The sequence below is a fragment of the Pedobacter sp. N23S346 genome (assembly GCF_048515415.1).
Taxonomy (GTDB): Bacteria; Bacteroidota; Bacteroidia; order Sphingobacteriales; family Sphingobacteriaceae; genus Pedobacter.
The window spans coordinates 14,676-39,222 of the sequence record NZ_JBLYEE010000001.1 but is presented as its reverse complement, the minus strand read 5'-3'; the positions used below and the strand labels follow the sequence as shown (position 1 = coordinate 39,222).

22 protein-coding genes are annotated in these 24,547 nt (G+C 35.3%); all 22 read left to right on the top strand.

The window, feature by feature from the left end; all coding sequences use genetic code 11:
* The first annotated feature begins 167 nt into the window (after positions 1 to 167).
* The 22 genes from ACN1CD_RS00170 (at position 168) to gmhA (ending at position 24,546) form a co-directional block, all read left to right on the top strand.
* A complete protein-coding gene (locus tag ACN1CD_RS00170; RefSeq protein WP_419128219.1) occupies positions 168 to 1,889 on the top strand; it encodes a capsule assembly Wzi family protein in 1,722 nt (573 codons plus the stop codon).
* A gap of 194 nt (positions 1,890 to 2,083) precedes the next feature.
* The gene (locus ACN1CD_RS00165; RefSeq protein ID WP_419128218.1) at positions 2,084 to 2,893 is read left to right on the top strand and encodes a polysaccharide biosynthesis/export family protein; all 810 of its coding nucleotides are present in this window, start codon (positions 2,084 to 2,086) and stop codon (positions 2,891 to 2,893) included.
* Between the two features lie 13 nt (positions 2,894 to 2,906).
* Positions 2,907 to 5,267 carry a GumC family protein gene (locus tag ACN1CD_RS00160; protein WP_419128217.1) on the top strand — a complete coding sequence of 787 codons (2,361 nt, stop codon included), beginning with the start codon at positions 2,907 to 2,909 and terminating at the stop codon, positions 5,265 to 5,267.
* A gap of 5 nt (positions 5,268 to 5,272) precedes the next feature.
* Positions 5,273 to 6,310: an FAD-binding oxidoreductase gene (locus ACN1CD_RS00155; protein WP_419128216.1), complete on the top strand. Its 1,038-nt coding sequence runs from the start codon at positions 5,273 to 5,275 to the stop codon at positions 6,308 to 6,310.
* Positions 6,311 to 6,314: 4 nt separating this feature from the next.
* Positions 6,315 to 7,091: a glucose-1-phosphate cytidylyltransferase gene (rfbF, locus tag ACN1CD_RS00150; RefSeq protein WP_419128215.1), complete on the top strand. Its 777-nt coding sequence runs from the start codon at positions 6,315 to 6,317 to the stop codon at positions 7,089 to 7,091.
* A gap of 1 nt (position 7,092) precedes the next feature.
* Entirely contained in the window at positions 7,093 to 8,172 is a 1,080-nt protein-coding gene (gene rfbG / locus ACN1CD_RS00145; protein ID WP_419128214.1) for a CDP-glucose 4,6-dehydratase, read from the top strand.
* The gene (locus ACN1CD_RS00140; protein WP_419128212.1) at positions 8,165 to 9,076 is read left to right on the top strand and encodes an NAD-dependent epimerase/dehydratase family protein; all 912 of its coding nucleotides are present in this window, start codon (positions 8,165 to 8,167) and stop codon (positions 9,074 to 9,076) included. The genes rfbG and ACN1CD_RS00140 overlap by 8 nt, the downstream gene beginning before the upstream one ends.
* Positions 9,077 to 9,083: 7 nt before the next feature.
* A complete protein-coding gene (locus tag ACN1CD_RS00135) occupies positions 9,084 to 10,802 on the top strand; it encodes a thiamine pyrophosphate-binding protein (RefSeq protein ID WP_419128211.1) in 1,719 nt (572 codons plus the stop codon).
* A 38-nt stretch (positions 10,803 to 10,840) separates the two neighbouring features.
* Positions 10,841 to 12,145, top strand: coding sequence for a lipopolysaccharide biosynthesis protein RfbH (gene rfbH / locus ACN1CD_RS00130; RefSeq protein ID WP_419128210.1), 1,305 nt, complete (start codon positions 10,841 to 10,843; stop codon positions 12,143 to 12,145).
* Between the two features lie 28 nt (positions 12,146 to 12,173).
* Complete coding sequence (locus tag ACN1CD_RS00125; RefSeq protein WP_419128209.1) at positions 12,174 to 13,397, top strand: hypothetical protein; 1,224 nt, start codon at positions 12,174 to 12,176, stop codon at positions 13,395 to 13,397.
* Between the two features lie 8 nt (positions 13,398 to 13,405).
* On the top strand, positions 13,406 to 14,221 hold the full coding sequence (locus tag ACN1CD_RS00120) for a glycosyltransferase (protein ID WP_419128208.1): 816 nt from the start codon (positions 13,406 to 13,408) through the stop codon (positions 14,219 to 14,221).
* A 21-nt stretch (positions 14,222 to 14,242) separates the two neighbouring features.
* Positions 14,243 to 15,208: a glycosyltransferase gene (locus tag ACN1CD_RS00115; protein WP_419128207.1), complete on the top strand. Its 966-nt coding sequence runs from the start codon at positions 14,243 to 14,245 to the stop codon at positions 15,206 to 15,208.
* Between the two features lie 97 nt (positions 15,209 to 15,305).
* Complete coding sequence (locus ACN1CD_RS00110) at positions 15,306 to 15,887, top strand: acyltransferase (RefSeq protein ID WP_419128206.1); 582 nt, start codon at positions 15,306 to 15,308, stop codon at positions 15,885 to 15,887.
* On the top strand, positions 15,888 to 16,769 hold the full coding sequence (locus ACN1CD_RS00105; RefSeq protein WP_419128205.1) for a glycosyltransferase family 2 protein: 882 nt from the start codon (positions 15,888 to 15,890) through the stop codon (positions 16,767 to 16,769).
* Between the two features lie 20 nt (positions 16,770 to 16,789).
* The gene (locus ACN1CD_RS00100; protein WP_419128204.1) at positions 16,790 to 18,106 is read left to right on the top strand and encodes an O-antigen polymerase; all 1,317 of its coding nucleotides are present in this window, start codon (positions 16,790 to 16,792) and stop codon (positions 18,104 to 18,106) included.
* A gap of 45 nt (positions 18,107 to 18,151) precedes the next feature.
* The gene (locus ACN1CD_RS00095) at positions 18,152 to 19,300 is read left to right on the top strand and encodes a glycosyltransferase family 9 protein (RefSeq protein WP_419128203.1); all 1,149 of its coding nucleotides are present in this window, start codon (positions 18,152 to 18,154) and stop codon (positions 19,298 to 19,300) included.
* Complete coding sequence (locus ACN1CD_RS00090; RefSeq protein WP_419128202.1) at positions 19,290 to 19,862, top strand: acyltransferase; 573 nt, start codon at positions 19,290 to 19,292, stop codon at positions 19,860 to 19,862. The genes ACN1CD_RS00095 and ACN1CD_RS00090 overlap by 11 nt, the downstream gene beginning before the upstream one ends.
* A gap of 25 nt (positions 19,863 to 19,887) precedes the next feature.
* The gene (locus ACN1CD_RS00085; RefSeq protein ID WP_419128201.1) at positions 19,888 to 21,024 is read left to right on the top strand and encodes an NAD-dependent epimerase/dehydratase family protein; all 1,137 of its coding nucleotides are present in this window, start codon (positions 19,888 to 19,890) and stop codon (positions 21,022 to 21,024) included.
* Between the two features lies 1 nt (position 21,025).
* The gene (locus ACN1CD_RS00080; RefSeq protein WP_419128200.1) at positions 21,026 to 22,018 is read left to right on the top strand and encodes a glycosyltransferase family protein; all 993 of its coding nucleotides are present in this window, start codon (positions 21,026 to 21,028) and stop codon (positions 22,016 to 22,018) included.
* Positions 22,019 to 22,022: 4 nt separating this feature from the next.
* On the top strand, positions 22,023 to 22,976 hold the full coding sequence (gene rfaE1, locus ACN1CD_RS00075; RefSeq protein ID WP_419128199.1) for a D-glycero-beta-D-manno-heptose-7-phosphate kinase: 954 nt from the start codon (positions 22,023 to 22,025) through the stop codon (positions 22,974 to 22,976).
* A 2-nt stretch (positions 22,977 to 22,978) separates the two neighbouring features.
* Complete coding sequence (rfaD, locus tag ACN1CD_RS00070) at positions 22,979 to 23,980, top strand: ADP-glyceromanno-heptose 6-epimerase (RefSeq protein ID WP_419128197.1); 1,002 nt, start codon at positions 22,979 to 22,981, stop codon at positions 23,978 to 23,980.
* Positions 23,980 to 24,546 carry a D-sedoheptulose 7-phosphate isomerase gene (gene gmhA / locus ACN1CD_RS00065; RefSeq protein WP_419128196.1) on the top strand — a complete coding sequence of 189 codons (567 nt, stop codon included), beginning with the start codon at positions 23,980 to 23,982 and terminating at the stop codon, positions 24,544 to 24,546. The genes rfaD and gmhA overlap by 1 nt, the downstream gene beginning before the upstream one ends.
* Position 24,547 lies beyond the last annotated feature (1 nt).

Here is a 24,547-nt window from a genome sequence, read left to right as displayed (position 1 = left end):
TTATATGTTTTTGAAAAAAAGTTTATTGTATTAGCTATAAATAGATAATACAAGCAAATAAATAGCTAATGAAGCCTGTTCGAAATTAAAAAAGTTTCACTTCAGGAGAAACTTTGCATACCTTTGCAAGCATTTTAGCGTTCATACCACAAAACATATCATAAACTATGAGAATTTTCTATCTCTCCCTAATGCTGTTCTTTGTAAATGCAGTGGCTTTCGCCCAGACTTTACCAGTTGGTTTATTGGAAAATGTTGAAGACGCTTACAGAAGGCAGCAACTATTGGGCAAGGATACTTCAAACAGTTCGTATATGATCCGACCGATGTTTATGTCGGACAGAAATGACCTGGCTTTAGATCCGGATACCAATTATTCTTTAAACCATTTCAGGAAGTTATTGTATAGCAATCCTAAACTCAAGACACAAATCTACGCCTTACCAGTCTCCTGGCAACAACAATTTAATTCTCACCATCCTTATGGCATGAATGATGGTTCGATGGTACAGGCAAAGGGCTATCAGACACAAATTTCGGGAGGAATCTATGCCAAGATTGGTCCGTTAAGCATTCAATTGAGGCCAGAGTTTGTTTTTGCTGAAAATAGCCAATTCCAGCGCCTGGCAGATGCACCAAACGGGGTATTTTGGAATACGCCAATAACTTATTATTATAATAGAATTGATCTTCCAGATCGTATGGGAAACAAACAATATTCAAAGTTAAGTTTAGGCCAAAGCAGCATCCGCTTGAATGTTGGGCCTGTTTCTGCCGGATTCTCGAATGAAAATTTATGGTGGGGGCCGGGGGTTCGAAACTCTTTGTTGATGACAAACAATGCTTCTGGGTTTAGACACCTAACTTTGAATACTACCCGCCCTGTAAAAACCTATATTGGTTCCTTTGAAGCGCAAATCGTAGGTGGAAGATTGGAGCAATCAGGCTTCACTTTAAACCGTGATCCTACTGTTCCTCAAGCCATTAGAAATGAGTTGGCTCAAAAACCTTATGAATGGCGTTACTTTTCCGGCATGGTCTTGACCTATCAGCCCAAATGGGTACCAGGTTTATACCTGGGTTTTGACCGGACCTTTATTGTAAACCGATCAAAAATGGGTAAGAGTTTTGGGGACTATTTCCCTATTTTTTCTCAGGTAGAAAAAGTAGGCTATGTTACGCCAGAAGGTACTTATAGTGAAGATGCAGCTGAAAGAGATCAGTATATTTCATTCTTTACTAAATATGTATTTACGGAAAGTAAGGCAGAAATTTATTTTCAATTTGGGAGAAATGACCATTCATTCGATTTGCGTGATGCAGTGGCAGAACCAGAGCATACCCGGGCGTACGTAGTTGGGGTGAGAAAGTTAATCCCACTAAAAAGAAGTGATGAATTTATTCAGGTTGGTGTAGAACTAACGCAGTTAGAAAGAAGTGCAACTACGCAGTTAAGAGATTACCCTACCTGGTACGTTCATGGACAAGTCTTGGATGGATATACTAATCAAGGGCAGGTACTTGGCGCTGGTATTGGCCCTGGAAGTAATTTACAGACCTTAGATGTAAGTTGGGTAAAGGGATTGAAAAGAATAGGTTTTCAATTGGAACGAAAAGTTAATAATAATGATCTCTTTTATGAATTTGCATTTGCTTCACCGGATCGAAGACAATATATCAACAGGCATTGGGTTGATTTAGCCATCGGGAGTACTTTCTCTTGGAATTTTAAGCGGTTCGTTGCAAACGCACAACTTACTTATATTAAATCTTTAAATTATCAATATCAATGGCAGGACAGTAATCCTCCTGGTGATTACTGGAATTGGAATAAACAGGATGTTAATAATTTACATGCTAAGATTGGGCTTGTTTATCTATTTCAATAAGACAAATTAACTTTAAATAGTTAAGACCTAAATATGTTTAGGCTATATGAGTTAGCATTTACCCTCTTTGTTTTTACATTTAAATGATTAAGTTTGCAATTGGCACGGTATGTATTTGAGAAGTTAAGATAAGGATCAGATGCTTTGAATAATCTTAATATTGTTTACCTCAATTGCCTACCCATTAAACACCTATGAACAAATACAACTTCAACAAAAACAAGTATAGCTATATTATATTACTTGTTGCTTTTTGCTTTACCACTTCTTGTGTAAGCAATAAAAAAATCGCCTATTTTCAGGATATTCAAACCGTCAATCAAGCGCAACTCGAAAATGCGACAAAATTCACGGAACCCATCATACAGCCAGATGATATTTTAAGTATTAATGTTTTTACATTGAATCCGCAAAACGGGGTGGTTGTTAATCAAGCGGCATCCAATAATATTTTAGGTGGATCTGCAAATACCTCTGCAACGGCGCAGCAAGTTTCTGGCTTTTTAGTAGACAAGAATGGAGATGTTGAACTTTCTTTAATTGGTAAAGTTAAAGTTGCCGGATTGACGACTTATGAAGCACGAGAATTAATTCGAGAGAAGGCTGCCGTGGTTTATAAAGAACCTAATGTGCAATTGCGTTTTGCAAATTTTAAGGTAAGCGTTTTAGGTGAAGTAAATGCTCCTTCGGCCTATACATTACCGAATGAGAAAGTTACCATTCTAGATGCACTAAGTCTCGCCGGAGATTTGACGATCTATGGCCGCCGGGAGAATGTATTGATTGTAAGGGATAATAATGGAAAAAAAGAATTTGCCCGCTTAGATTTAAATTCATCAGAGATTTTTAACAGCCCTTATTATTATTTAAGACAAAATGACGTAGTTTACGTGGAGCCTAACAAACGAAAGGTGTCGGCATCTAATTCTGCACAAATTCAAACCGTAAGTGTATTGGCATCGGTGCTTTCTGTAATCATTATTGCTATCACTAGTTTCAGATAAAAATAATTTATAAATGAACTCAATTCCAGAACAAAATTTAGATTTTCGTGCAGAAGATGAAGACGGAACAATTGATATTAGGAAAATAATATTAAAACTTTTAGATAACTGGTATTTATATCTTGGCGCAGTCCTCATTTCCTTGATAATTGCTTATTTCTATTCGAAGTATACCCCTCCTATCTATCAGATCAGCTCAAAAGTATTAGTCAATAGTAGCGATAAAGGTGGATCACCTGGAGCACAAAGTTCTGCTTTAATGGATCTTGGTGGGATTATGGGTGGGAAAAGTTCTGTAGATAATGAAGTTGAAATTTTAAGGACAAGATTTTTGATGGAACAGGTAGTTCGTCAGATGGAACTTAATATTGTTTATCAGGAGCAGGTAGGTTTCAAGAAAAGGGAAATATACCAAACGCCAATCAAATTATCCATTACAAAAGCATTAGATACCATTTCTCAAACGTTGGTCACGGTAGATGTGACTGGCTCTAATACACTTAAAGTTTCCGCCAACGACTTTGAAAAGGAAATAAGGTTTAATCAAGAGTTTAGCTTGAAAGGAGTAGGCGTAGTAAAATTAATGCCAACTGGCCTTGCAAAGCTTGGAAAGGGTAAATTTTTAATTCACGTTTCCTCAATAGATGATCGTGTTGCAGAATTACAAGGTAAAATGACAGTCGGTGTAACGAACAAACAGGTGACTATAATGGATTTAGGACTTTCATATCCGCACCCTAGAAAAGGTGAAGATATTTTAAGGGCCGTAATAAATCGATATATCTCATCAAGCCTTGAAGAAAAGAATATTATCGCAGATAGTACGACTACATTTATCCAAAAAAGACTAAGCATCATTTCTGGAGAATTAGGTGATGTTGAGGATAAGCAAGAGAGGTTTAAGCAGAATAATAAATTGACTGACATGTCTGAACAAAGCAAGTTGCTTGTTCAGAGCACCTCTGAATTTAGGAATGAGTTAGCGAAGGCGGAAACTCAAATCACTGTATTAAGTGAACTGGAGGGCTATTTAAAAGATGAAAACAAAAATAAGAGGGTTTTTCCAGCTTCTCTACTTTCATCAGATATGGTATTTTCTGGTATAATGAGTCAGTATAATTCTTTACTAATAGAGAGAGATAAACGCCTGTTGAGCGATACGGAGGAAAGCCCTTTTATAAAGAACATCGATGAACAAATCTCTGGGTTAAGAGCTGGATTATTGAGTAATATACAAAGTTCGAAAAATAGTTATATTATTACCCGAGATAAGCTTCGTTCTCAACTCAATCAGGTTGAGGGGCGGGGTGAGCAAGTACCTCAAATTGAAAAAGATTATTTAAAGCTTGCCAGAAATCAGCAAATCAAACAAGAGTTGTATATATTTTTAATGCAAAAAGCTGAAGAAACTGCTATTTCCAAAACATCAAATTTAGCAATAGCAAAGACAATAGATCCTCCAAAATCTGCCATTGCTCCAATCAGCCCAAAGCAAAATACGATTTATCTGATTGCTATAGTAATAGGGCTTATTATTCCCACAGTATTTATAATATTAATTAACTTATTAAATACCACGGTTTCTACTAAAGAAGATATTACCTCTGCAACGATCACACCAATTATTGGTGAAATTAACCACAATAGTAGTACAGACAATTTAATTGTGGCACATCAGGGAAGATCAGCTATTTCTGAACAGTTTAGAGCATTGCGGACGAATCTTTCCTTTTATCTGAAAAACCCAAATCAGAAAGTCATACTACTAACATCAAGTGCATCTGGAGAGGGTAAATCATTTACTGCAATTAATTTAGGTAACATTTTAGCACTCGCTGGCAAAAAAGTCCTATTAATGGAGCTTGACTTGCGCAAGCCCGGTCTTTCAGCGAAATTGGGCGTTGCCAATATTACCGGCTTTAGTAACTACACGATAGATCCATCTGTGAAGATTCAGCATATCACTAAACCATTGGCGATTAATCCAAATATGTTCATCATTTCTTCCGGCCCTTTACCTCCAAATCCGGCAGAAACCATTATGTCTGAGCATACTGATAATCTTATTGCCCAATTGAAAGAGCAGTTTGATTATATTATCATGGATGCTCCTCCTGTTGGTATCATCACAGATGCCCAGCTTCTAGCAAAGTATGCTGATGTAACTTTGTATATCGTTAGGCAAAAAGTTACCCAAAAGAATCAACTATCTATCGTTGATCAATTATACAGGACCAACAGAATGAATAATTTGGGGATAGTTGTCAATGACATCGTTCCAAAAGATTACGGTTATGGCTATGGCTACGGATCTTATGGAGAAAATGAAACAAAGAGTACATTCATGTCTCTTCTTAAAAAATTTAAGGGATAAGATCTATGAACTACACACTAAAGGTTGCTGAGATTAGAAAGGAAACTGAAGACACTATTACCTTATGCTTCAAACAACCCGGTTTAAAGAAAATTAAATATCTTGCTGGTCAGTATCTCACGTTAATTTTTAGAATTAATGGCAGACGTTATATCCGTCCTTATTCCTTCTCATCTTGTCCCGGCGTAGATTCCTATCTGGAAGTTACTGTAAAGCGGGTTCAAAATGGATTAGTTTCTAACCATATCAATGATATGGTGAATGTTGGGGATTCCATTGAAGTGATGTCTCCAATGGGCGATTTTATTTTTGAAGCAAATGATGATCTGACTGATGTTTATTTCTGGGGCGTTGGCAGCGGCATTACGCCACTAATATCTATCATTAAGCATATTCTTAGCTCAACTTCGCGTATAAATGTTCATTTAAATTATGGGAATAAAAACCATGAAACGACTATCTTTAAAGATCAGATTGAAGCCTTAAAAACTCAGTACGCTGAGCGGTTAACCATTAGACATTTTCATACTAAACTTGTACTTGATGAGGGTAATCCCTATCTGATTCAAGGGAGAATTGATCAGGATAAAGCTTTATCTATTTTAGACGCTGAACTCGACCCAAATTGCTGTGCGCATTACATCTGCGGACCCACGGGTTTGAAAGAGTCAGTTAAAAGTGCCATCCAAACTAAATTTGGGCGCTTAATTAATGTTTATTCAGAAGACTTTGAATTGGTTAAAGATCCAAAGGACTTTATAGATATCCATACTCAGGAAATTTCCCTCAGTTTTGAAGGAAAAGTTCATCAATTAGAGATCGCTAAAGGCAAAACTATTTTAGAGGCAGCTTTAGATGCAGATATAGAGTTGCCTTATTCCTGTCAGACCGGTAATTGTAGTACCTGTAAAGGCAAAGTATTGAGTGGGACGCTTAAAATGATTGGCCTTACCAAGGAAAGAAGTGATTTAGAAGAACATGAGTATTTATTGTGTTGCTCACATCCATTAACAGAAAACGTACAAATAGAAATTCAAAATTAAACATATGAAAGTTGTAATTCTTGCTGGTGGTTTAGGTACCAGGCTTATGGAAGAAACGGAAGCCAGGCCGAAACCAATGGTCGAAATCGGTGGTAAGCCTATTTTATGGCATATTATGAAAATCTATGAGGTCTATGGCTACAATGATTTTGTATTGTGCCTGGGCTATAAAGCGCAAAGCATTAAGGAGTACTTTTTAAACTACTATCTTTATAACTCTGATGTAAGCATTGACATTGAACAAAATAAAGTTGATGTTCATTTCTCCAATTCTGAGTCCTTCAAAGTAACTTTAGTTGATACGGGTTTAACTACCAATACAGCAGGTAGGATCAAAAAAATCCAAAAATATGTGCAGGATGAAACTTTCATGCTGACCTATGGTGATGGCGTAGCGGATATTAATATCACTAATCTTGTTGACTTTCACAAAAGCCATGGTAAGTTGGCCACCTTAACCAGCATTCAAACTCCCGGGCGTTTTGGGAACATCGAAATGGATGAGGATGGTTCTGTAAATCACTTTGTAGAAAAACCTCAAGGCGATGGGATGTGGATTAATGGCGGTTTCTTCGTTTTAGAACCCGGTATTTTCAAATATCTTGAAGGAGACATGGATGAGATACAATGGGAGAATGTTCCATTGAAACAAATTGCAAACGACAGACAGTTAGCAGCCTATAAACACAGCGGCTTTTGGAAACCGATGGACGCTTTAAGGGATCGGATTGAATTGGAACAGCTTTGGTCTACTGGTCAAGCAAAATGGAAAATCTGGTAGTATGTTAGATCAACTAAAGCAAACTTATTCCGGTAAGAAAGTTTTCCTTACCGGTCATACAGGATTCAAAGGATCCTGGATGCTTAAGACCCTGAAGCTATTGGGAGCTGAAGTAAAAGGCTACGCCTTAGCGCCTCAAACCGAAAATGATTTATATCATTTAATCGATGGTGATCGGATATGTGAATCAGTTATCGCCGATTTGAGGGATCGTGAAGTACTAAAAAAATCTATCCTTGATTTTCAGCCAGACTATATTTTTCATTTAGCCGCGCAACCTCTGGTCAGGTTATCTTATGATATTCCTTCTGAGACTTTTGAAGTCAATGCCATTGGTACGGCAAACCTGTTGGATGCCGTTCGCTTGCTGGAAAAAAAGTGTTCTGTTGTATTAATTACTACAGACAAGGTTTATCACAATAACGAATGGGATTATCCATACCGAGAAAATGATCGTTTAGGCGGTTATGATCCTTATAGTGCCAGTAAAGCCTGTACGGAACTGGTTATCGATTCTTATAAAAATTCATTTTTTAATAAGGCTAAGATTAACGAACACCATAAAGGCATTGCGATTGGCAGGGCCGGGAACGTTATTGGCGGAGGCGACTGGTCTAAAGATCGTTTAATCCCGGATATTGCTAAAGCATTATCAAATGATGAAGAAATAGTTGTTAGAAACCCTAAATCTGTACGTCCGTGGCAACATGTTCTGGAGCCGGTTATCGCCTATTTGATATTGGGTATGAATTTAGAAGCTGATCCTGTTAAATTTGGAGTGGCTTATAATTTCGGGCCTTATGCGACGGATGCCTTACCAGTGAGCGAAATGTTAAAGCTTGCGATTGATTGCTGGGGGACTGGAAACTACAAAGTTGAACAGTTGCCAAACCAACCCCATGAAGCAGGCTTACTCAAATTAGACATCAGTAAAGCTATTGCTGATCTTCACTGGCAACCAAAATTGAATGCGGCTAAGGCCGTTGAAACTACCATAAGCTGGTATAAGTCATTCGTAGCTGATAAGCAAAATATAGATGCCGTCACCGCACATCAAATTTTAGCATACCTAAATGCGTAAAGTATTATTAACTGGTATTACAGGTTTTTTAGGATCGCATATTGCAGAAATATTAAACCAAAATAATATTGAGGTTATTGGACTAAAAAGAAGTACATCTAATTTATCCAGGTGTACTTCTTTTGCTGATGATATCAAATGGATAGACCTTGACAATGGCAGTGACTGGAAAGCGCAGGTAATTGCTCAGTCGCCTACTGAAATTATCCATTGTGCATGGATCGGTGTTGAAGCTAACGATCGAAATCAATGGTCTCTACAGGCAAAAAATATAGCGCTTTTGATTGACCTTCTAGAGGTTACCCAAGGACTGGATTTAAAGAAATTTATCTTTCTTGGCTCTCAGGCAGAATATGGCAATATTAGCCACAAAGTTTCAGAAGATGATTTGGTGCAGCCTATGAGTGCTTATGCAAGTGTTAAGTTAAGCTGTTTACAAATTTTAAAGACTTATTCTGAACTCAATCATATCAATTGGCTTTGGTTAAGGGTATTTTCTGTATTTGGTGAGCGGGAAAGTGACAGCTGGTTGATCCCGTCTGTTATCAACACCATGAAAACCGGAATGGAAATGGATTTCACTGGTGGTGCACAACAATACGCTTATTTATACGCAGGTGATTTTGCGAAAATTTTGTTATTGATTGTAAAATCTGAAATTAAATCCGGGATTTATAATGTTTCAGGAAATCATACGTTAACATTGAAGTCGCTGCTTAGTCAAATCAGAGATGCAATAAATCCATCTTTTCAGCTCAATTTTGGGGCTATCCCGTATCGTCAGAACCAGTCGATGCATATTGAGGGTGATATTACGAAGCTCACTAATGAAATTGGAGTGATTGATTTTACTGATTTTAACGTAGCTTTGTCCAAAACCTTAAATTATTACCTATCTAAATAAAATTTCCATGAAGGCATCTGATTTTATTGCCAGCTTTTTGAGCAAAAAAGGAATTGAAAGTGTATTTGAACTTTCGGGAGGGATGATTACTCATATCTTAGATTCTTTAAACCAAACAACCAAAATAAAAATTGTTACGATGCACCATGAGCAGGCTGCAGCATTTGCAGCAGAAGGTTATGCACGCATTACTGGTTTACCTGGAATAGCACTCGCAACAAGTGGTCCAGGGGCGACGAACTTGCTTACCGGAATTGGAAGTTGTTATTTTGATTCCACTCCTGCTGTATTCATTACCGGGCAGGTAAATACACATGAGCAAAAAGGTGATCGCGATATCCGCCAGTTGGGATTTCAGGAGACCGATATTGTTGCTATGGCTAAACCGATCACTAAAGCTTGTTATCTCGTTAATGATCCCAATGAACTGGAGGAGGTTTTTGAAAAGGCATTTGCTTTGGCACTTTCTGGAAGACCAGGGCCAGTGCTGATCGATATCCCAATGAATGTGCAAAGGGCACAGATAGAGGTGTCAGATAACTATGTGAAGAAAGATGTAGCTGCGAACATCTCTGTAAATACGCTAAACGACTTAATCGCTGACATTAAATTAGCTAAGAAACCATTAATTCTTTCCGGCCGTGGCATAAAGGCAGCATCCAGTCAAATCGCTTTTGATCATTTTGTTGAAAAAACGCAAGTGCCTGTGGTTACCACTTTATTGGGGCTTGATACGATAGCTTATCAAGATGATTTGAGGGTTGGGTTTATTGGAAGTTATGGAAACCGGTGGGCCAACATTTCCTTTGGGGAGTGCGACCTGCTTATTGTATTGGGCAGCCGGTTAGACATTAGGCAAACTGGTGCAGATACTAAGTTTATTGAGAATAGAAAAATATATCATATCGATTGTGAATCCGGAGAGATCAATAACCGGGTCTTAGGCTGTATTCCAATCATCGCTGATCTAGGTAAGTTTTTTGAGGCGTTTGAAAAAGCTGCTCAAGATTCGGTATTCGTGGCACCTCAACAATGGCTTACACGGATTAACGAATTGAGAACAGAATGGCCTGACACGAGTGAGCTTACTCCAGAAGGTATTAATCCAAATAAGTTTATGCATGCACTTTCTCAAGCAGGAAGTGAAAATAAAGTGTATTTAGCTGATGTAGGAAGCCACCAAATGTGGTCTGCTCAGTCTTTAGAACTGTCAAAGGGGCAGCACTTTATGACCTCTGGCGGGATGGGGGCTATGGGCTTTTCCTTACCTGCAGGCATAGGCGCATGCGTGGCCCTGAATAATCAACCCGTAGTGGTATTAATCGGTGATGGCTGTATGCAAATTAACATTCAGGAATTGCAGACAATTGTACGAAATAACCTTAAAGTAAAGATCGTAGTGTTGAATAATAAAACACTTGGCATGATCCGACAATTTCAGGATAGTTATTTTGAATCCAGATATCAATCTACCTATTGGGGATATAGCGCTCCGGATTTTACAAAAGTTGCCATTGCCTATGGAATTGAAGCAATCACTATTGAGCATCCTGATGAAATTCAATCTGGCGTAGATTGGCTTTGGAGCGCAGAAAATAAAGACAAACCACAGCTTTTACAAGTGATGGTTGACCCCCATACCAATACCTATCCTAAGATAGCATTTGGAAAGCCTATTACTGAAATGGAACCTTTCGCCACGCCTATAGAAATGGAAGGCACTTAATACTTATAATTAGATAAATACAGAACAATACAAAACATATGTTAAAGAATATCACTGATTCAAATCTAGAAACTGCATTGCGTGCAATTGCAAAGCAGAACACAACTCAAACCATTATTCCTGGTCAAAACTATATTCCTGTAACAGGAAAAGTTCTAGACGAGGAGGATATTATGTTAGGTGTTGATGCAACATTAGATGGATGGTTGACTGCTGGTCGTTTTGCGAGTCAATTTGAACATGAATTTGCTCAATATTTTGGGGCAACTAAAGCACTTTTAGTGAACTCAGGTTCTTCCGCAAATTTAGTTGCATTTTATGCTTTAACTTCTCCAAAGTTGGGAGACCGTGCCATTAAACCTGGCGATGAGGTGATTACTGTTGCAGCCGGATTTCCAACCACCGTTAATCCAATTGTACAATTTGGAGCCATCCCTGTTTTTATAGATGTTGATGTTGCTTCGCATAACGTTAAAGCAGATCTAATTGAGGCTGCTGTATCTCCGAAAACTAAAGCGATTATGATTGCGCACTCATTAGGCAATCCATTCGATTTGGACGAGGTAATGCGTGTTGCTAAAAAATATAATTTATGGGTAGTAGAAGATGATTGTGATTCTTTAGGCGCTACTTATAAAGGAAAGAAAACCGGAACTTTCGGTGATATTTCAACATTTTCTTTCTATCCAGCACACCATATGACTATGGGTGAAGGTGGAGCTGTAATTGTAAACAATCCCGATCTTGCAAAATCAGCCGAAAGTTTCAGAGACTGGGGAAGGGATTGTTATTGCCTGCCTGGTAAAGATGATACCTGTGGATGTCGTTTTGGACAGCAATTAGGATCGTTACCTTATGGCTATGATCACAAGTATACCTATTCTCATATTGGTTTTAACTTAAAGGTTACTGATATGCAGGCTGCATTTGGCGTGTCTCAATTTAAAAAACTAGATTTCTTTATCCAACGTCGTCGCGAAAATTTTGCAGCTTTATATTCCAGGATGAAAGAATTCGAAGATGTTTTTATACTACCTGAAGCTACACCTAATTCTGAGCCATCGTGGTTTGGCTTTTTGTTAACGTTAAGAGAAGGTGATTCAAACGATCGCCATATGTTGGTTCAGCATTTAGAAGAGAAAAAAATTGGAACAAGATTGTTATTTGCAGGTAACCTGTTAAGACAGCCTGCTTATGCAAATGTAGCGCACAGGGTTGTTGGTGATTTAACTAATACCGACATCATTATGAATCAATCATTTTGGTTAGGTGTTTGGCCTGGATTAAATGAAACTCACTATGATTATATTGCTGATGTGATTAGAGACTATATTTCTGCATAATATTTAAATTCTTTTAGGACTTTCATAATTGAAAAAATCGGTAATATTAGAGGTTGGAATTGTTCGAATCTTAGTAGTTATTTTACAGTTGTTTTTTTTAAAAGCGTATAGTAGCCATACGACTTTATTCGAACTGGGATTATACTATTTCCTTTTTACGTTATCTTATTCTTTGAATGCCTTTATTTTAGTTCCACTGGATTATTTCCAACAATCACAGATTTATAGATTGAAGGATAGTTCTAGTTCGCTAAAATCTTTTCTGGGAATAAATATCTGGGTCTTGAAATTAACAGGCATCATCCTTTTTGTAGCAATATTAGGCTCTTATATTATAAATAAAACCTATGTAGAGATTGTTATTATTATAACAATTTTATCAGTTAGTACCTACTTTGTTAACCTGTTAAGGGGCTTTATTAATAATTTAGAGAAACGTAGGGTAGCGATTTATTCTTTGTTATTTGAAGGGAGTATGAAATTGGCTATTTATTTCATTTCAATTCATTTTTTTGTGTCCTCCTCAAAAGTAATTTTATTATCAATACTTAGTGCATCAATAATGAGTCTCTTACTGCTTTTTTTATTGGTAAGCAGGACAGAAGAATATAAAAACTCAAAGATTCAGATTTTTAAATCTTTTGAAATCATCAAATTTTCATATCCTATATCTTTAGGTGCCGTAATAAATTGGATACAGCTCCAAGGATATAGGATGATTTTAGTGCCATTGGGTTTAGTTGAAGTTGTCGGCGTTTATGCGACAGTATCTAATGTTGGTACAAATGGGATGAACGCATATTCAACAATTTATTCTCAGCTCTTTATACCTAATCTCTACAAAACTCATGGGAGTTATATTAAGACTTATATAACTTACGCACTTTTATCTATTGCAGGTATACTTTTAGTGAGTTACTTCCTTGCAGACTATATTGTCTTGTTACTTACTAAGGAGGCATTTGTAAAATATTCAACTTTAATTTTATATGGGGTAGTTTCAGAAGCTGGGAATTTTCTAATTGGAGCTTTAACTGTTTACTTAACAATCCATAATTTAACTAGTACAACAATTAAGGCGAGCTTGACAGGTTTAACAATTTTTATTATCACTTTTTTCTGTCTTTATTATACGAGGAATTTAAGTGTCTATACAGTAGGAGTTCCTATAGTCATTACACAGATGGTAATAGCTGCTTACCTGGCTTACATTGTTTTTAATACAAGAAAAAATCTTAAGAAAATACTATGATAACATTCGTGATTTTTACCTACAATGAGGAGCATAGGATAGAGCGGGTAATAAAGAATTATGAGCAATATGGAGCGGTGCTTCTGGCTGATGGAGGTAGTACAGACAAGACCCATGAAATCGCCTCTAATAATGGGTGTGAAGTATTTGTAAGACCCCAAACAGATCATGCATTTGTTGAGAATGAGATCGTAATGGATGCTCTTTTTAAAATAGTCAAAACTGATTGGATTTTCTTGGGGTATGCAGATGAACATATGAGTAAAGATACTTTAGAAAGAGTTTCTGAAGTTGTAGCCTCGAACAAGTTTGATGCAATTAAAATTTATCGTAAAAACTATTTTTATGGTGATTTTTGCAATGATTCCTTTAAATCTGCGAATAATAGATTTTTTAAAAAAGGAGCCTACGATTTTAAGGATAATTTTATTCACGGAATGGGAAAGGCGATGATATCTGAATCTAGAATTTTTAATCTTCCTCATCAATATTTCGTACATCATTTCATAGACAATACACTCGACTCACATTTATCAAAGCTCAACAAATATACTGATAGTGAATTAGATACAAATGGGCATTCACAAGCCAAGACATCCGTTTTTTATTCAATATATGTAATCTTGAAAAATTTATTAAAAAACTATTTTTATGAAAAAGGTTATAAAACGGGTTTTGCAGCATTGACTTTAGCTGAGATGAACATATTTTATGACTTGATAAAAAATATCAAAATTTACGAGGCCCAAAATCATATAACTAATGAAACAATAGATAAAAAAAACAATTTGCATCGTACTGAAATCCTTAAAGATTTCGTTTAGTTCCTTTATATTATACACGAAATGTTTGACAATATTCAAATGCAAAGTATTAAGCTATCCATATGTATTCCAACTTATAATAGGGCAGTATATTTGAGAGATACTATCCAATCTATAGTATGTCAAAAAGTATTTATTGATTCTGATCAAGTCGAAATAATTATTTCTGATAACTGTTCGGATGATAATACAAAACAAGTAGCAAACGAGTTTACGTCAATTTATGGAGAAAAGATTTTATATTATAGAAATGACATAAATATAGTTGACAAAAACTTTGAACTGGCGATGAGAAGGGGTAATGGACTTTTTCTGAAACTAAATAATGATACATTAAAACATAAAGATGGATCCTTACAGAAAATGCTTAGCACGATAGACTCTAACTTGACTGAAAAAAAAATCTTGTTTTTTTCTAATGGTGAATCGACTGCTAGTTCTTTAGAATGTAAAAATCTTGATGAGTTCGTTTCGAAAGTGTCATATAATTCTAATTGGATCGGTGCATTTGGGTTATGGAAAAGTGATTTCGACGAAATAAACGATTTTAATAGATATTCGCATTTGCTTTTAACTCAGACAGACGTCTTATTTAGATTAATTAGTACAGGTAAAAAAGTTCAAATCTATAACGAAAAAATCTTTGAAGTATTGGAAGTTCAAAAAAAAGGAGGATATGATTTAATTACAGTTTTTGTAGACAATTATACTTTCATTCTAGACGAGTTTATCAATAAGGGCCAAATAAGCCCGAAAACGTATGAAGATGAGGTTCGGAAACTAGTTTTAAAATTTCTTGCCGCATGGATTGCGAGAATTAAGGTCTATCCTGAAACATATCATTTTAAAATTGATAATTGGAAAGAAAGGGTTAAGTCCTTTTGTAAAAACAGGAATTTTCTTTTCACCGAATTTTTAGTGAAATATACTTTTTCTAGATCCAAACTCTATGTTAAGAAGCAATTAAAACATTATGTGTTGCATTAATCATAAGAACAAGGTATTTAAAATAATTTAATGCTTAATTAATTCACCAGATACTTAACGCAATTACTCAGCCTCTAAGGTTACCTCAAGGATTATTATGGAAAAGGTTAAAAGCATTTTATACTACTTAACAAGTTATTGGTATTATAAACTTGTGTTTGGTAAACTGGGACGGCGATCGCGTTTATTTGGTTTTATTACTTTAGAAAAACCCAATAACATGTACTTGGGTGACTATGTTCGAATTGGAAAGTATGCATGGTTAGCCGCGAATCCTCTAACAAATGAGACCTCTTTTTTGACCATTGGTAACGGGACTTACATCGGAAATTTCAGTCATATTTACTGCACCTCTAAAATAACAATAGAGGCAAATGTTTTGATTGCTGACAAAGTTTATATTTCAGATAACCTTCATGGATATGATAATATAAACATCCCGATTATGAGTCAACCAATTAAACAACTTAACTCCATGAAATTAGGTGAGGGCTGTTGGATTGGCGAAAACGTTTGCATTATAGGAGCAAATGTGGGAAAAAATAGTGTAGTTGGAGCGAATTCGGTTGTTACTAAAGATATTCCAGACTATTGCATTGCGGTAGGAAGCCCTGCAAAGGTTATCAAGAGATTTAATATGGAGACAAAAGTTTGGGAAAAAGTTATTAAAAATAAATAAATGGCAAAGCTTGGATTAGTTACAGTGTTATATAATAGCGATGAAGTTCTATTTGATTTCTTCGAAAGTCTTTCGATTCAAAGCTATCAGAACTATCATCTTTATATAATTGATAATTCACCATCAGACACTACGGATAAAATTATAGCCGAACTTGGGGCGAAATTTGGCGTAGAACATGTGATTACTCATATAAAAAATAAAAACAATGATGGTGTCGCACGAGGCAATAATCAGGGTATAACGCTAGCAATTCATTCTGGATGTGAATTTGTACTTCTTCTGAATAATGATATAAAAATATCTCAGCCGCATCTATTAGAAAAATTGATTAATTGTGCTATTAATGAAAATCAGTCGTTGATTGTTCCGAAAATATTATATCACGATACTAGAATAATATGGATGGCTGGAGGAGATATTTTAAAGTATCGTGGATATACCTCTCACCGTGGTGAAAATGATGAAGACTCCGAAAAATATAATTTAGATGGGTACTATAATTATTCGCCAACATGCTTTATGCTAATTAATAAGTCTGTATTTGAGACGGTAGGTTTAATGGATGAGAGTTACTTCGTTTATTATGATGATACTGATTTTATTGCTCGTTGCCTTAAATATAAATATAAAATTTTTTTAAAAGCGGAATTAGAGGTATATCATAAGGTTGCCATAAGTACGGGCGGAGGAAGTTCGAACTTTTCTATTTACTATCAGAACAGAAATAGAATCTATTTCATTAAGAAAAATTATAACATTGCTGTTCAGTCCATAGCGCTTACTTACACTATTGTAACTAGATTAATTAGATATTTTATGTACGACAAGTCGCAGAAAGAAGTTTTAAAAAAGGCTATGATTGACGGTTTTAAAATGTAATTTCATCGAAAATTTATAGAATGACAGAAAAAATATTGGTAGGCCTTTCGTTAAGTACTTACCTAATCGGTACGTATTTAATTTGGTTTAATAAAAAGAATATTTTTAATCACATGAGTATAGGCTTGTGCGTAGTGGCATATGTCATACCAATCTTCGTCTTAAATTTTGAAAATTACTCAAATGCTGAAATTTGGGCATTGTACGCTAAAATTAATATTATAGGCTGTATATCTTTTATAGGCGGATTGATTTTGGGTTACAAGTGGAAGAATCTTACCGTTGTTGATAACGTAATAAAATTTCAGTTTCTAAAGACACTCTATTTTGATGATGAACGGATTAATAAAATTATCAGAATATCGAATAGAATTTTTTTAATTGGCATTATTGGAGTGATAATTAGCTATATGGCTATGGGTTTTATACCTTTATTTTCCGAAAATCCTTACATGGCAAAGTTTTTTAAGGGACAGTATCAGGCTCCTTATCAGAGAGTTGCATTTATATATAGAACGGCTAGACAATTGATAGAGTTTTTGATGCCTTTGAAAATATTAGAAATTTTTTTAAACAAGAAATTAAAGGATATTATTTTAGTATTGGTAGCAATTATCCTGATAGTGTTAAGTTTGAATAGGGGAGCGGTAGCTTTAGGAGTTTTAACGGCAATTTCAATCATCGTGGCGTTAAAAAAGAGTAATCTTCCTTTTTGGACATTCCTTGTTTTAGTATTTATAACATTCAGTGTTGGAAGTGGGATCGTCTACATAATCGGATATTTTTTTCCTAATTTAAGCGGATTGGAAGGAATTGCCACAGGAGATAATTTTTTCGAGGCTATTGCTCTAGGGGCGCCAGATATCCCCGATCAACTTGGTTTTCTTTCAGCGTTCCTTAATTCCGGGGCACATTATACTTATGGTTTGACTTTTATCGGGGGATTAATTCCATTTAATTTTGAATGGAATCCTGGTATCTACACACTTAGGATATTAAATGAAACGAAAGATGTTTCTGAAATATCATCAGGTGGCCTTCGATTAAGCCCTGCCCTTTGGGGATATGTAAGTTTTGGGTGGTTTGGTGTGGTTTTTTTGCCCTTTTTTACTGCATTTTTCTCCGGATATATAATTAGGAAAATGAAAATCATTTTGAATAATTTAGCCGCAAACAGGAATGGATACGTGGTATTTTTTATGGTTTACTTTATGTTTTCCAGTACTGCACAGCTTTTCACAACTTTCTATAGTATTAGTATTTATTGGTTGCCTTCCTTTTTTATATTTTATCTATTGCTTAGGGTAAAAAGAAAAAAAATATTAACAAGTACGTAATTATTTAATATAATGGGGAAATTCGATTCAGAGAAGTTATTAAAATTGAAGAAAATAGACAATTTTTTTAAACTACTATATTTTTCACCTAAGAATAGAATAGTACAGCCAAAAGTTGTAAAGGAAGATGTTGCAAACATAATAATCATAGGCATGATGATGATTGGCGATACTATCATGATGCTACCTGCCTTAACCGTTTTAAGACGAAATTTTCCTAACGCCAAAATTTCTATCGTTTGTGGGAATCATGTTAAAGTCATTTTAGAAAATCAGAACTTGGTTGATAATTTTTTTATTACTGAAAGCCCTTGGCAAGCGAAGAAAAAGTCTTTTAATTTAATTTTCAATTTTATATCTGGAATATTCAATCTTAACAAGATACACTATGATTTAGCCATTGACTTTAGAGGTGATTGGAGAAATATCTTTTTCATGAACTTTATAAAATCTAAAAGAAAAGTTAGTTTTAATTATTCTGGAGGAGAATATATGCTAACAGATATAATTGAGCCTAATCCCGAAATTGAAAGTTATAGTGATGAATGGTTATATTTTCTAAATCAGTTAGGATGTGATATTTATGATTACGAAAAAAAACCTGTACTACATTTAAACCAAAAGGACTTAGCATATCGGGATGATTTCAGTAAGGCTAATGATCTAAAAGACTACGTAATCATTGGTCTTCATCCTGGAGCAAGTCAACGAATCAAAGAGTGGGATGTTAAAAAATATGCTGAATTAATTCTAAGAGTTTCTTCTACTGCAGGAAAATTCAAGTTCTTAATTTTCGAAGGACCTGGCGAGAGAAACACGGTTATGCAGCTAGAAGAAATTTTAGGTAACAATGAGGTGAATTATTTAGTTATTAATAAAAAATTAAATGAATATGTTCTTTTGATAAGTATTTGTTCAATAGTTATTTGTAACGATAGTAGTGCCGCTCATATCGCTGGGGCCTTTTCGGTTCCTACCGTTGAGATTTTTGGAAATGTTGATCCTAGGTTCGTTACTCCAAAGGGAGCTCGAATACTGCGGATTGTATCACATAATCTGGAATGTAAACCATGTCACAAAAGCTTTTGTAAGCTAGGAACTAGTGCTTGTATCAAAGAGATAGAAGTTCAAGAAGTTTATCAACCTGTTTTAGAAATATTAAGTGAAATTAATAATGTGACCTATGTTGTTTAAATACTACTGGTTTATAAAAACTGTTTTTTTGAGATTGTTGATTCCAAAGATTGCTCCAATTTCATACCTAGGAGGAGTAATTTATGTATATGGAGGTTGGAGGGTGACAATTCGAAACAGAGTTAGAATATTTCCAGGTTTGCGGATTGAAACACACTATGGAGGAAGCATCTTGATCGACAATAATGTCTCTATTCAGCAAAATTTCCATATCACTAGTGCTAAAGAGCTGTTAAAAATTGGAAAAAATACAACGATTTTAGGTAATGTATTTGTAACTAATATTGATCATAATTATAGGGAATTATCCAAACATATTCTCGATCAAGAGTACTTAGTTAAGAAGACGGATATCGGTGAAAATTGTTTCATAGGCTATGGGGCCTCGATTCAGGCAGGAACAATTCTTGGTAAACAATGTATTGTTGGAGCCGGATCTGTTGTTCGAGGAGAGTTCCCTGATTTCTGTGTAATAGTAGGAGCACCTGCTAAAATAATTAAGCGATATAATGCGGAAACTAAAACGTGGCAGAAAACCGATAAAAATGGTTTATTTTTGTAAAGATTAAAGAAATATATAAGAACTAATGAAAAATATACTAATAACAGGCGGTGCTGGCTTTATAGGCTCTAACTTAGCACTTAAATTAATTGATAAAGGCTATAATGTAACTGTATTGGATAACTTATCTAAACAGATACATGGCGATGATCCAATTCACACCAGTCCGCTATATCAAAGCATAATCGGAAAAGTTAAATTTATCGAAGGCACGGTTACCTCTCGGACTGATGTTGAGGCGGCAATTGTTGATCAGGATGTTATTGTTCATTATGCTGCTGAAACAGGTACGGGCCAGTCTATGTATCAGATTGAACAATACGCTAATGTGAATATTGGGGGTACGGCGATATTATTAGATTTACTCGCAAACAAAGACAATAATGTTAAAAAGATTGTAATCGCTTCATCGAGATCAATATATGGCGAAGGAAAATATTATTCAGAAGAATTTGGTGATGTTTATCCTAAACATCGTGAAGATTCAGATATGAAGAGCGGTGATTTCGAAGTTAAATACCCAGATGTTTTGCAACCTTTGCAGCTTGTAGCTACAGATGAAGATTCGAAAATACATCCATCATCCGTTTACGGTATTACTAAACAAAATCAAGAACAGATGATTATGACTGTTTGTCCCACTATCGGAATTGCTCCAGTAGCGTTTAGATACCAAAATGTTTATGGTCCTGGCCAGTCGTTATCTAATCCATATACTGGTATTTTATCTATATTTTCTACACTAATAAAAAATGATAAGGCCATTAATGTTTTTGAGGATGGTAAAGAAACCCGTGATTTTGTATATATCGATGATGTAGTTGATGCAACTATTCTAGGAATAGAAAATGATGCTGCAAATGGCCATGTTTTTAATGTTGGGACCGGTATTCCGACAGAAGTGAATACTGTTGTCTCTGAGTTATTAGCAAACTACGGAAAAGAAGTACCAGTTAAAATTTCTGGAAATTATCGTCTTGGTGATATACGACATAATTTTGCAGATTTAACTAAAATAAAAAATACTTTAGGTTTTGAGCCGAAGGTATCTTTTAAGGATGGCATAAAGAACTTTGCAATGTGGGTAAACACACAGGAGGTAAATGCTGATAAGTATGAGAACTCGATTACAGAAATGAAAGAAAAAGGACTATTCAAATAATATGTTTAAAGGTTCTGTTTTATTTATTTGTCCAGCATTTTTTGGATATGAAATTGCAATTACTAAAGCTTTAGAGTTTAATGGCTATTCGGTGGATTATATTGATGAACGACCATCTAATAATTCATTTTCGAAAGCTATTTTCCGAATAAAGAAAGATCTTTTAAATAAGCAGATCAGTAGTTATTATAAATCAGTGGAAGAGAAGTTAGCTCATAAAAAGCATGACTATCTTTTCATCATAAAGGGTGAGGTTGTGCCTATTAGTTTTATCGAAAATTTTAAGGAGAAAAACCCAAATGCGAAACTAATTTATTATACCTACGACTCCATTAATAATAATAATAAAAACTCGATTTTTATACTTCAACATTTTGATAAGTGCTTTAGTTTTGATTTTGAAGATGTGAAGAAGTTTCCTATTCTGAAACAGAAGCACCTTTTTTTTACTGATGAATTTTTGTTCGAAGGAGAAATTCCACAAAAGAAACATGATATCTCCTTTGTAGGTACCTTGCATTCAAACAGGTTTTCTGTAATGAAAAAGCTTTTCAGTTATTTCAAACATACTTTCGTATTTTATTATATGCCGGCCAGGTGGTTTTTCTATTTTGAAAAACTTACTAAGAAAGAATTTAAGCCTATATCAATATCAGATGTAAGTTTCAAGAAGATTAGCAGGGCTGAGGTGGCAACGATTTTCAAAGCCTCAAGAAGTGTTTTGGATATACAACGTTTTGGTCAAACCGGATTAACGATGCGTACTTTCGAAGTGCTTGCGTCAGGTGCTGTTTTGATAACAACGAACCCTTATATTGAACAAGCCGACTTCTACAATGCTTATAACATTCTTATTCTACAAGATTTAACAGATGAAAAATCTATTACTGAAATTTCAGAAAAAGCGGTACAAGATGTTGAATCGATAAGAGGTAAATCTGCAGCTTTTGAAAAGTATTACATTAATAATTGGGTAAATGAGTTCTTTGAATAAAAAAATGGAAATTAATAATAAAAAAGTTTTAGTGATTGGTGATTTAATGATCGACCATTATATTTACGGAGATTGCAATAGAATCTCTCCTGAAGCACCAGTGCCAGTGGTTGAAGTGCAAAGGGAAGAACAGACATTAGGTGGTGCGGGAAACGTATTACAGAATTTGCAGGCTATGGGCTGTTATGCAGATATAATTTCCATTGTTGGCGATGACCAGGAAGCTGATTTTATTCAAAGTGAACTGGTTAATAATGGTTTATTAGGAAATGGCCTAGTAAGGAGTAAAGCAAGGTGTACAACAATAAAATCGAGAGTACTAGCTGCTAAGCATCAGTTAATTCGGCTAGATAAAGAAAACACTGAACTGATATCATCTGCCGAAGTTGAAAAATTTCTTCCGCTTTTGGATAGTAAAATTCCGCTTTTTGATATCATCTTAATATCCGATTACAATAAAGGATTGTTGACAAAGGAATTGTTAACTCAGATTTTTGAAAAGTGCAAAAAACACGGTAAGGTTACTATATTAGACCCAAAAGGATTAGATTTTTCCAAATATAGAGGGGTAGGCATCATAAAGCCAAATAAGAAAGAGGCGATCATGGCTACTGGCATCAATATAAAAGATCAAGAAAGCTTAAAACTTGCATGTCAAAAATTACAGGAAATTACCGACTGTGATCACGTGATTATTACGCTTTCAGAGGATGGAATTGCTTATTTTTCACATGATGTTCTCAACATAATCCCAACTGTTGCCATCGATGTTGTGGATGTTACAGGAGCCGGCGATACAGTATTAGCATCTTTAGGTATTGCATTAGCAAACAATAATTCGTTGCACGACGCCTGTGCATTTGCAAATCATGCAGCGGCTGTTGTTGTAAATAAAGTTGGTAGCGCAACGGCCACTTTGGAAGAAATTATGAACAAAGAAACTACCTTAAAATCATAAAAATGACGAAAGACAATACAATTATACTTACAGGAGCAGCAGGTTTCATTGGTTCTTGTATGGCACAACATCTGAATGACAATGGATATACAAATCTTATCCTGGTCGATGATTTTGGGCATGAAAGTAAGCGTAAAAATTGGGAAAATAAAGAAAGGGTAGCTTGCATTGAGCGTAAAGAACTCAAAGATTTTCTAGCAGAGACAACATTGAGTGTAGACTTAATTATCCATTTAGGTGCAAGAACAGACACTACTGAGTTTGACTACAGTATTCATCAGGAATTAAATGTCGATTATTCGCAGTTTATCTGGAATTTTTGTACTGAAAAACAGATCCCTTTAATTTATGCATCTTCAGCGGCCACATACGGCGATGGTGAACTTGGGTACAATGACGATCATCAAGTGGTAGAAGAGTTAAAGCCGCTTAATCCATACGGAATTAGTAAAAATGAATTTGATAAGTGGGCACTAAAGCAGCCTTCGAGCCCAACCTTTTGGACAGGTTTAAAGTTTTTTAATATATATGGGCCTAACGAGTATCATAAAGGAAGAATGGCAAGTGTTATCTGGCATTCTTTTAATCAGATAAATGATTCCGGGCTTGTTAAACTATTCAAAAGTCATAAAGAAGGATATGCAGATGGAGAACAGCTTAGAGATTTCGTTTATGTTAAAGATTTGCTCAAAGTTATTCTATGGATGACCAACGAAATGTTAGCTGAAAATTGGTCTGTTGACAATAACGGACTTTATAATTTAGGAACTGGTAAAGCCAGATCATTTGAAGATTTGGTTAAAGCTACTTTCAAAGGTTTAGGAATCGAGCCGAAAATTGAATTTATAGACATGCCAATTGATATCAGGGATAAATACCAGTATTTTACAGAAGCAAACATGAAAAAACTGCATTCTGTTGGTTATAACGAAGAATTTTATACACTTGAAAGTGGTGTGTATGATTACGTTAAAAATTATTTAATTGATAATATATATTACTAATGGAAGAAGTTATTAAATCCATATTTGCGGAACACAAAGAAGTTATTGATCGTTCAGAAATGCAACTTACCCAAAAAATACACCGGGCGAGTGAATTGATCATTAGTCAACTTAAAAAAGGAAAAAAAATTCTGCTTTTTGGAAATGGTGGAAGCGCGGGTGACGCTCAACATATTGCTGCCGAATTCACAGGGAGGTTTTTGAAAGAACGCCGGTCATTGCCTGCAATCGCACTCACCACAGACACTTCGGCTCTTACGGCTATTGGAAACGACTATGGCTATGATAGGGTTTTTGAGCGTCAGGTAGAGGGATTGGCTAGTGAAGGTGATGTACTAATTGGTATCTCAACCAGCGGAAATAGTACTAATGTTTTAAAGGCGTTCGAAAGAGGTAAAGAACAGGGTTGCTACATCATTGGATTATCGGGCAGAGACGGAGGCGCAATGAATGAGCTATCGGATCTAAATATTGTTGTTCCATCGGATGTTACAGCCAGAATTCAAGAAGTTCATATTCTGATTGGCCATATGATTTGTACGGCTGTTGACAATAATTTTGATTAAC

Excerpts from the sequence above, each read along its gene's own strand:
- ACN1CD_RS00170 (WP_419128219.1), top strand. The coding sequence starts at position 168 with ATGAGAATTTTCTATCTCTCCCTAATGCTGTTCTTTGTAAATGCAGTG.
- ACN1CD_RS00165 (WP_419128218.1), top strand. The coding sequence starts at position 2,084 with ATGAACAAATACAACTTCAACAAAAACAAGTATAGCTATATTATATTA.
- ACN1CD_RS00160 (WP_419128217.1), top strand. The coding sequence starts at position 2,907 with ATGAACTCAATTCCAGAACAAAATTTAGATTTTCGTGCAGAAGATGAA.
- ACN1CD_RS00155 (WP_419128216.1), top strand. The coding sequence starts at position 5,273 with ATGAACTACACACTAAAGGTTGCTGAGATTAGAAAGGAAACTGAAGAC.
- rfbF (WP_419128215.1), top strand. The coding sequence starts at position 6,315 with ATGAAAGTTGTAATTCTTGCTGGTGGTTTAGGTACCAGGCTTATGGAA.
- rfbG (WP_419128214.1), top strand. The coding sequence starts at position 7,093 with ATGTTAGATCAACTAAAGCAAACTTATTCCGGTAAGAAAGTTTTCCTT.
- ACN1CD_RS00140 (WP_419128212.1), top strand. The coding sequence starts at position 8,165 with ATGCGTAAAGTATTATTAACTGGTATTACAGGTTTTTTAGGATCGCAT.
- ACN1CD_RS00135 (WP_419128211.1), top strand. The coding sequence starts at position 9,084 with ATGAAGGCATCTGATTTTATTGCCAGCTTTTTGAGCAAAAAAGGAATT.
- rfbH (WP_419128210.1), top strand. The coding sequence starts at position 10,841 with ATGTTAAAGAATATCACTGATTCAAATCTAGAAACTGCATTGCGTGCA.
- ACN1CD_RS00115 (WP_419128207.1), top strand. The coding sequence starts at position 14,243 with ATGTTTGACAATATTCAAATGCAAAGTATTAAGCTATCCATATGTATT.
- ACN1CD_RS00110 (WP_419128206.1), top strand. The coding sequence starts at position 15,306 with ATGGAAAAGGTTAAAAGCATTTTATACTACTTAACAAGTTATTGGTAT.
- ACN1CD_RS00105 (WP_419128205.1), top strand. The coding sequence starts at position 15,888 with ATGGCAAAGCTTGGATTAGTTACAGTGTTATATAATAGCGATGAAGTT.
- ACN1CD_RS00100 (WP_419128204.1), top strand. The coding sequence starts at position 16,790 with ATGACAGAAAAAATATTGGTAGGCCTTTCGTTAAGTACTTACCTAATC.
- ACN1CD_RS00090 (WP_419128202.1), top strand. The coding sequence starts at position 19,290 with ATGTTGTTTAAATACTACTGGTTTATAAAAACTGTTTTTTTGAGATTG.
- ACN1CD_RS00085 (WP_419128201.1), top strand. The coding sequence starts at position 19,888 with ATGAAAAATATACTAATAACAGGCGGTGCTGGCTTTATAGGCTCTAAC.
- ACN1CD_RS00080 (WP_419128200.1), top strand. The coding sequence starts at position 21,026 with ATGTTTAAAGGTTCTGTTTTATTTATTTGTCCAGCATTTTTTGGATAT.
- rfaE1 (WP_419128199.1), top strand. The coding sequence starts at position 22,023 with ATGGAAATTAATAATAAAAAAGTTTTAGTGATTGGTGATTTAATGATC.
- rfaD (WP_419128197.1), top strand. The coding sequence starts at position 22,979 with ATGACGAAAGACAATACAATTATACTTACAGGAGCAGCAGGTTTCATT.
- gmhA (WP_419128196.1), top strand. The coding sequence starts at position 23,980 with ATGGAAGAAGTTATTAAATCCATATTTGCGGAACACAAAGAAGTTATT.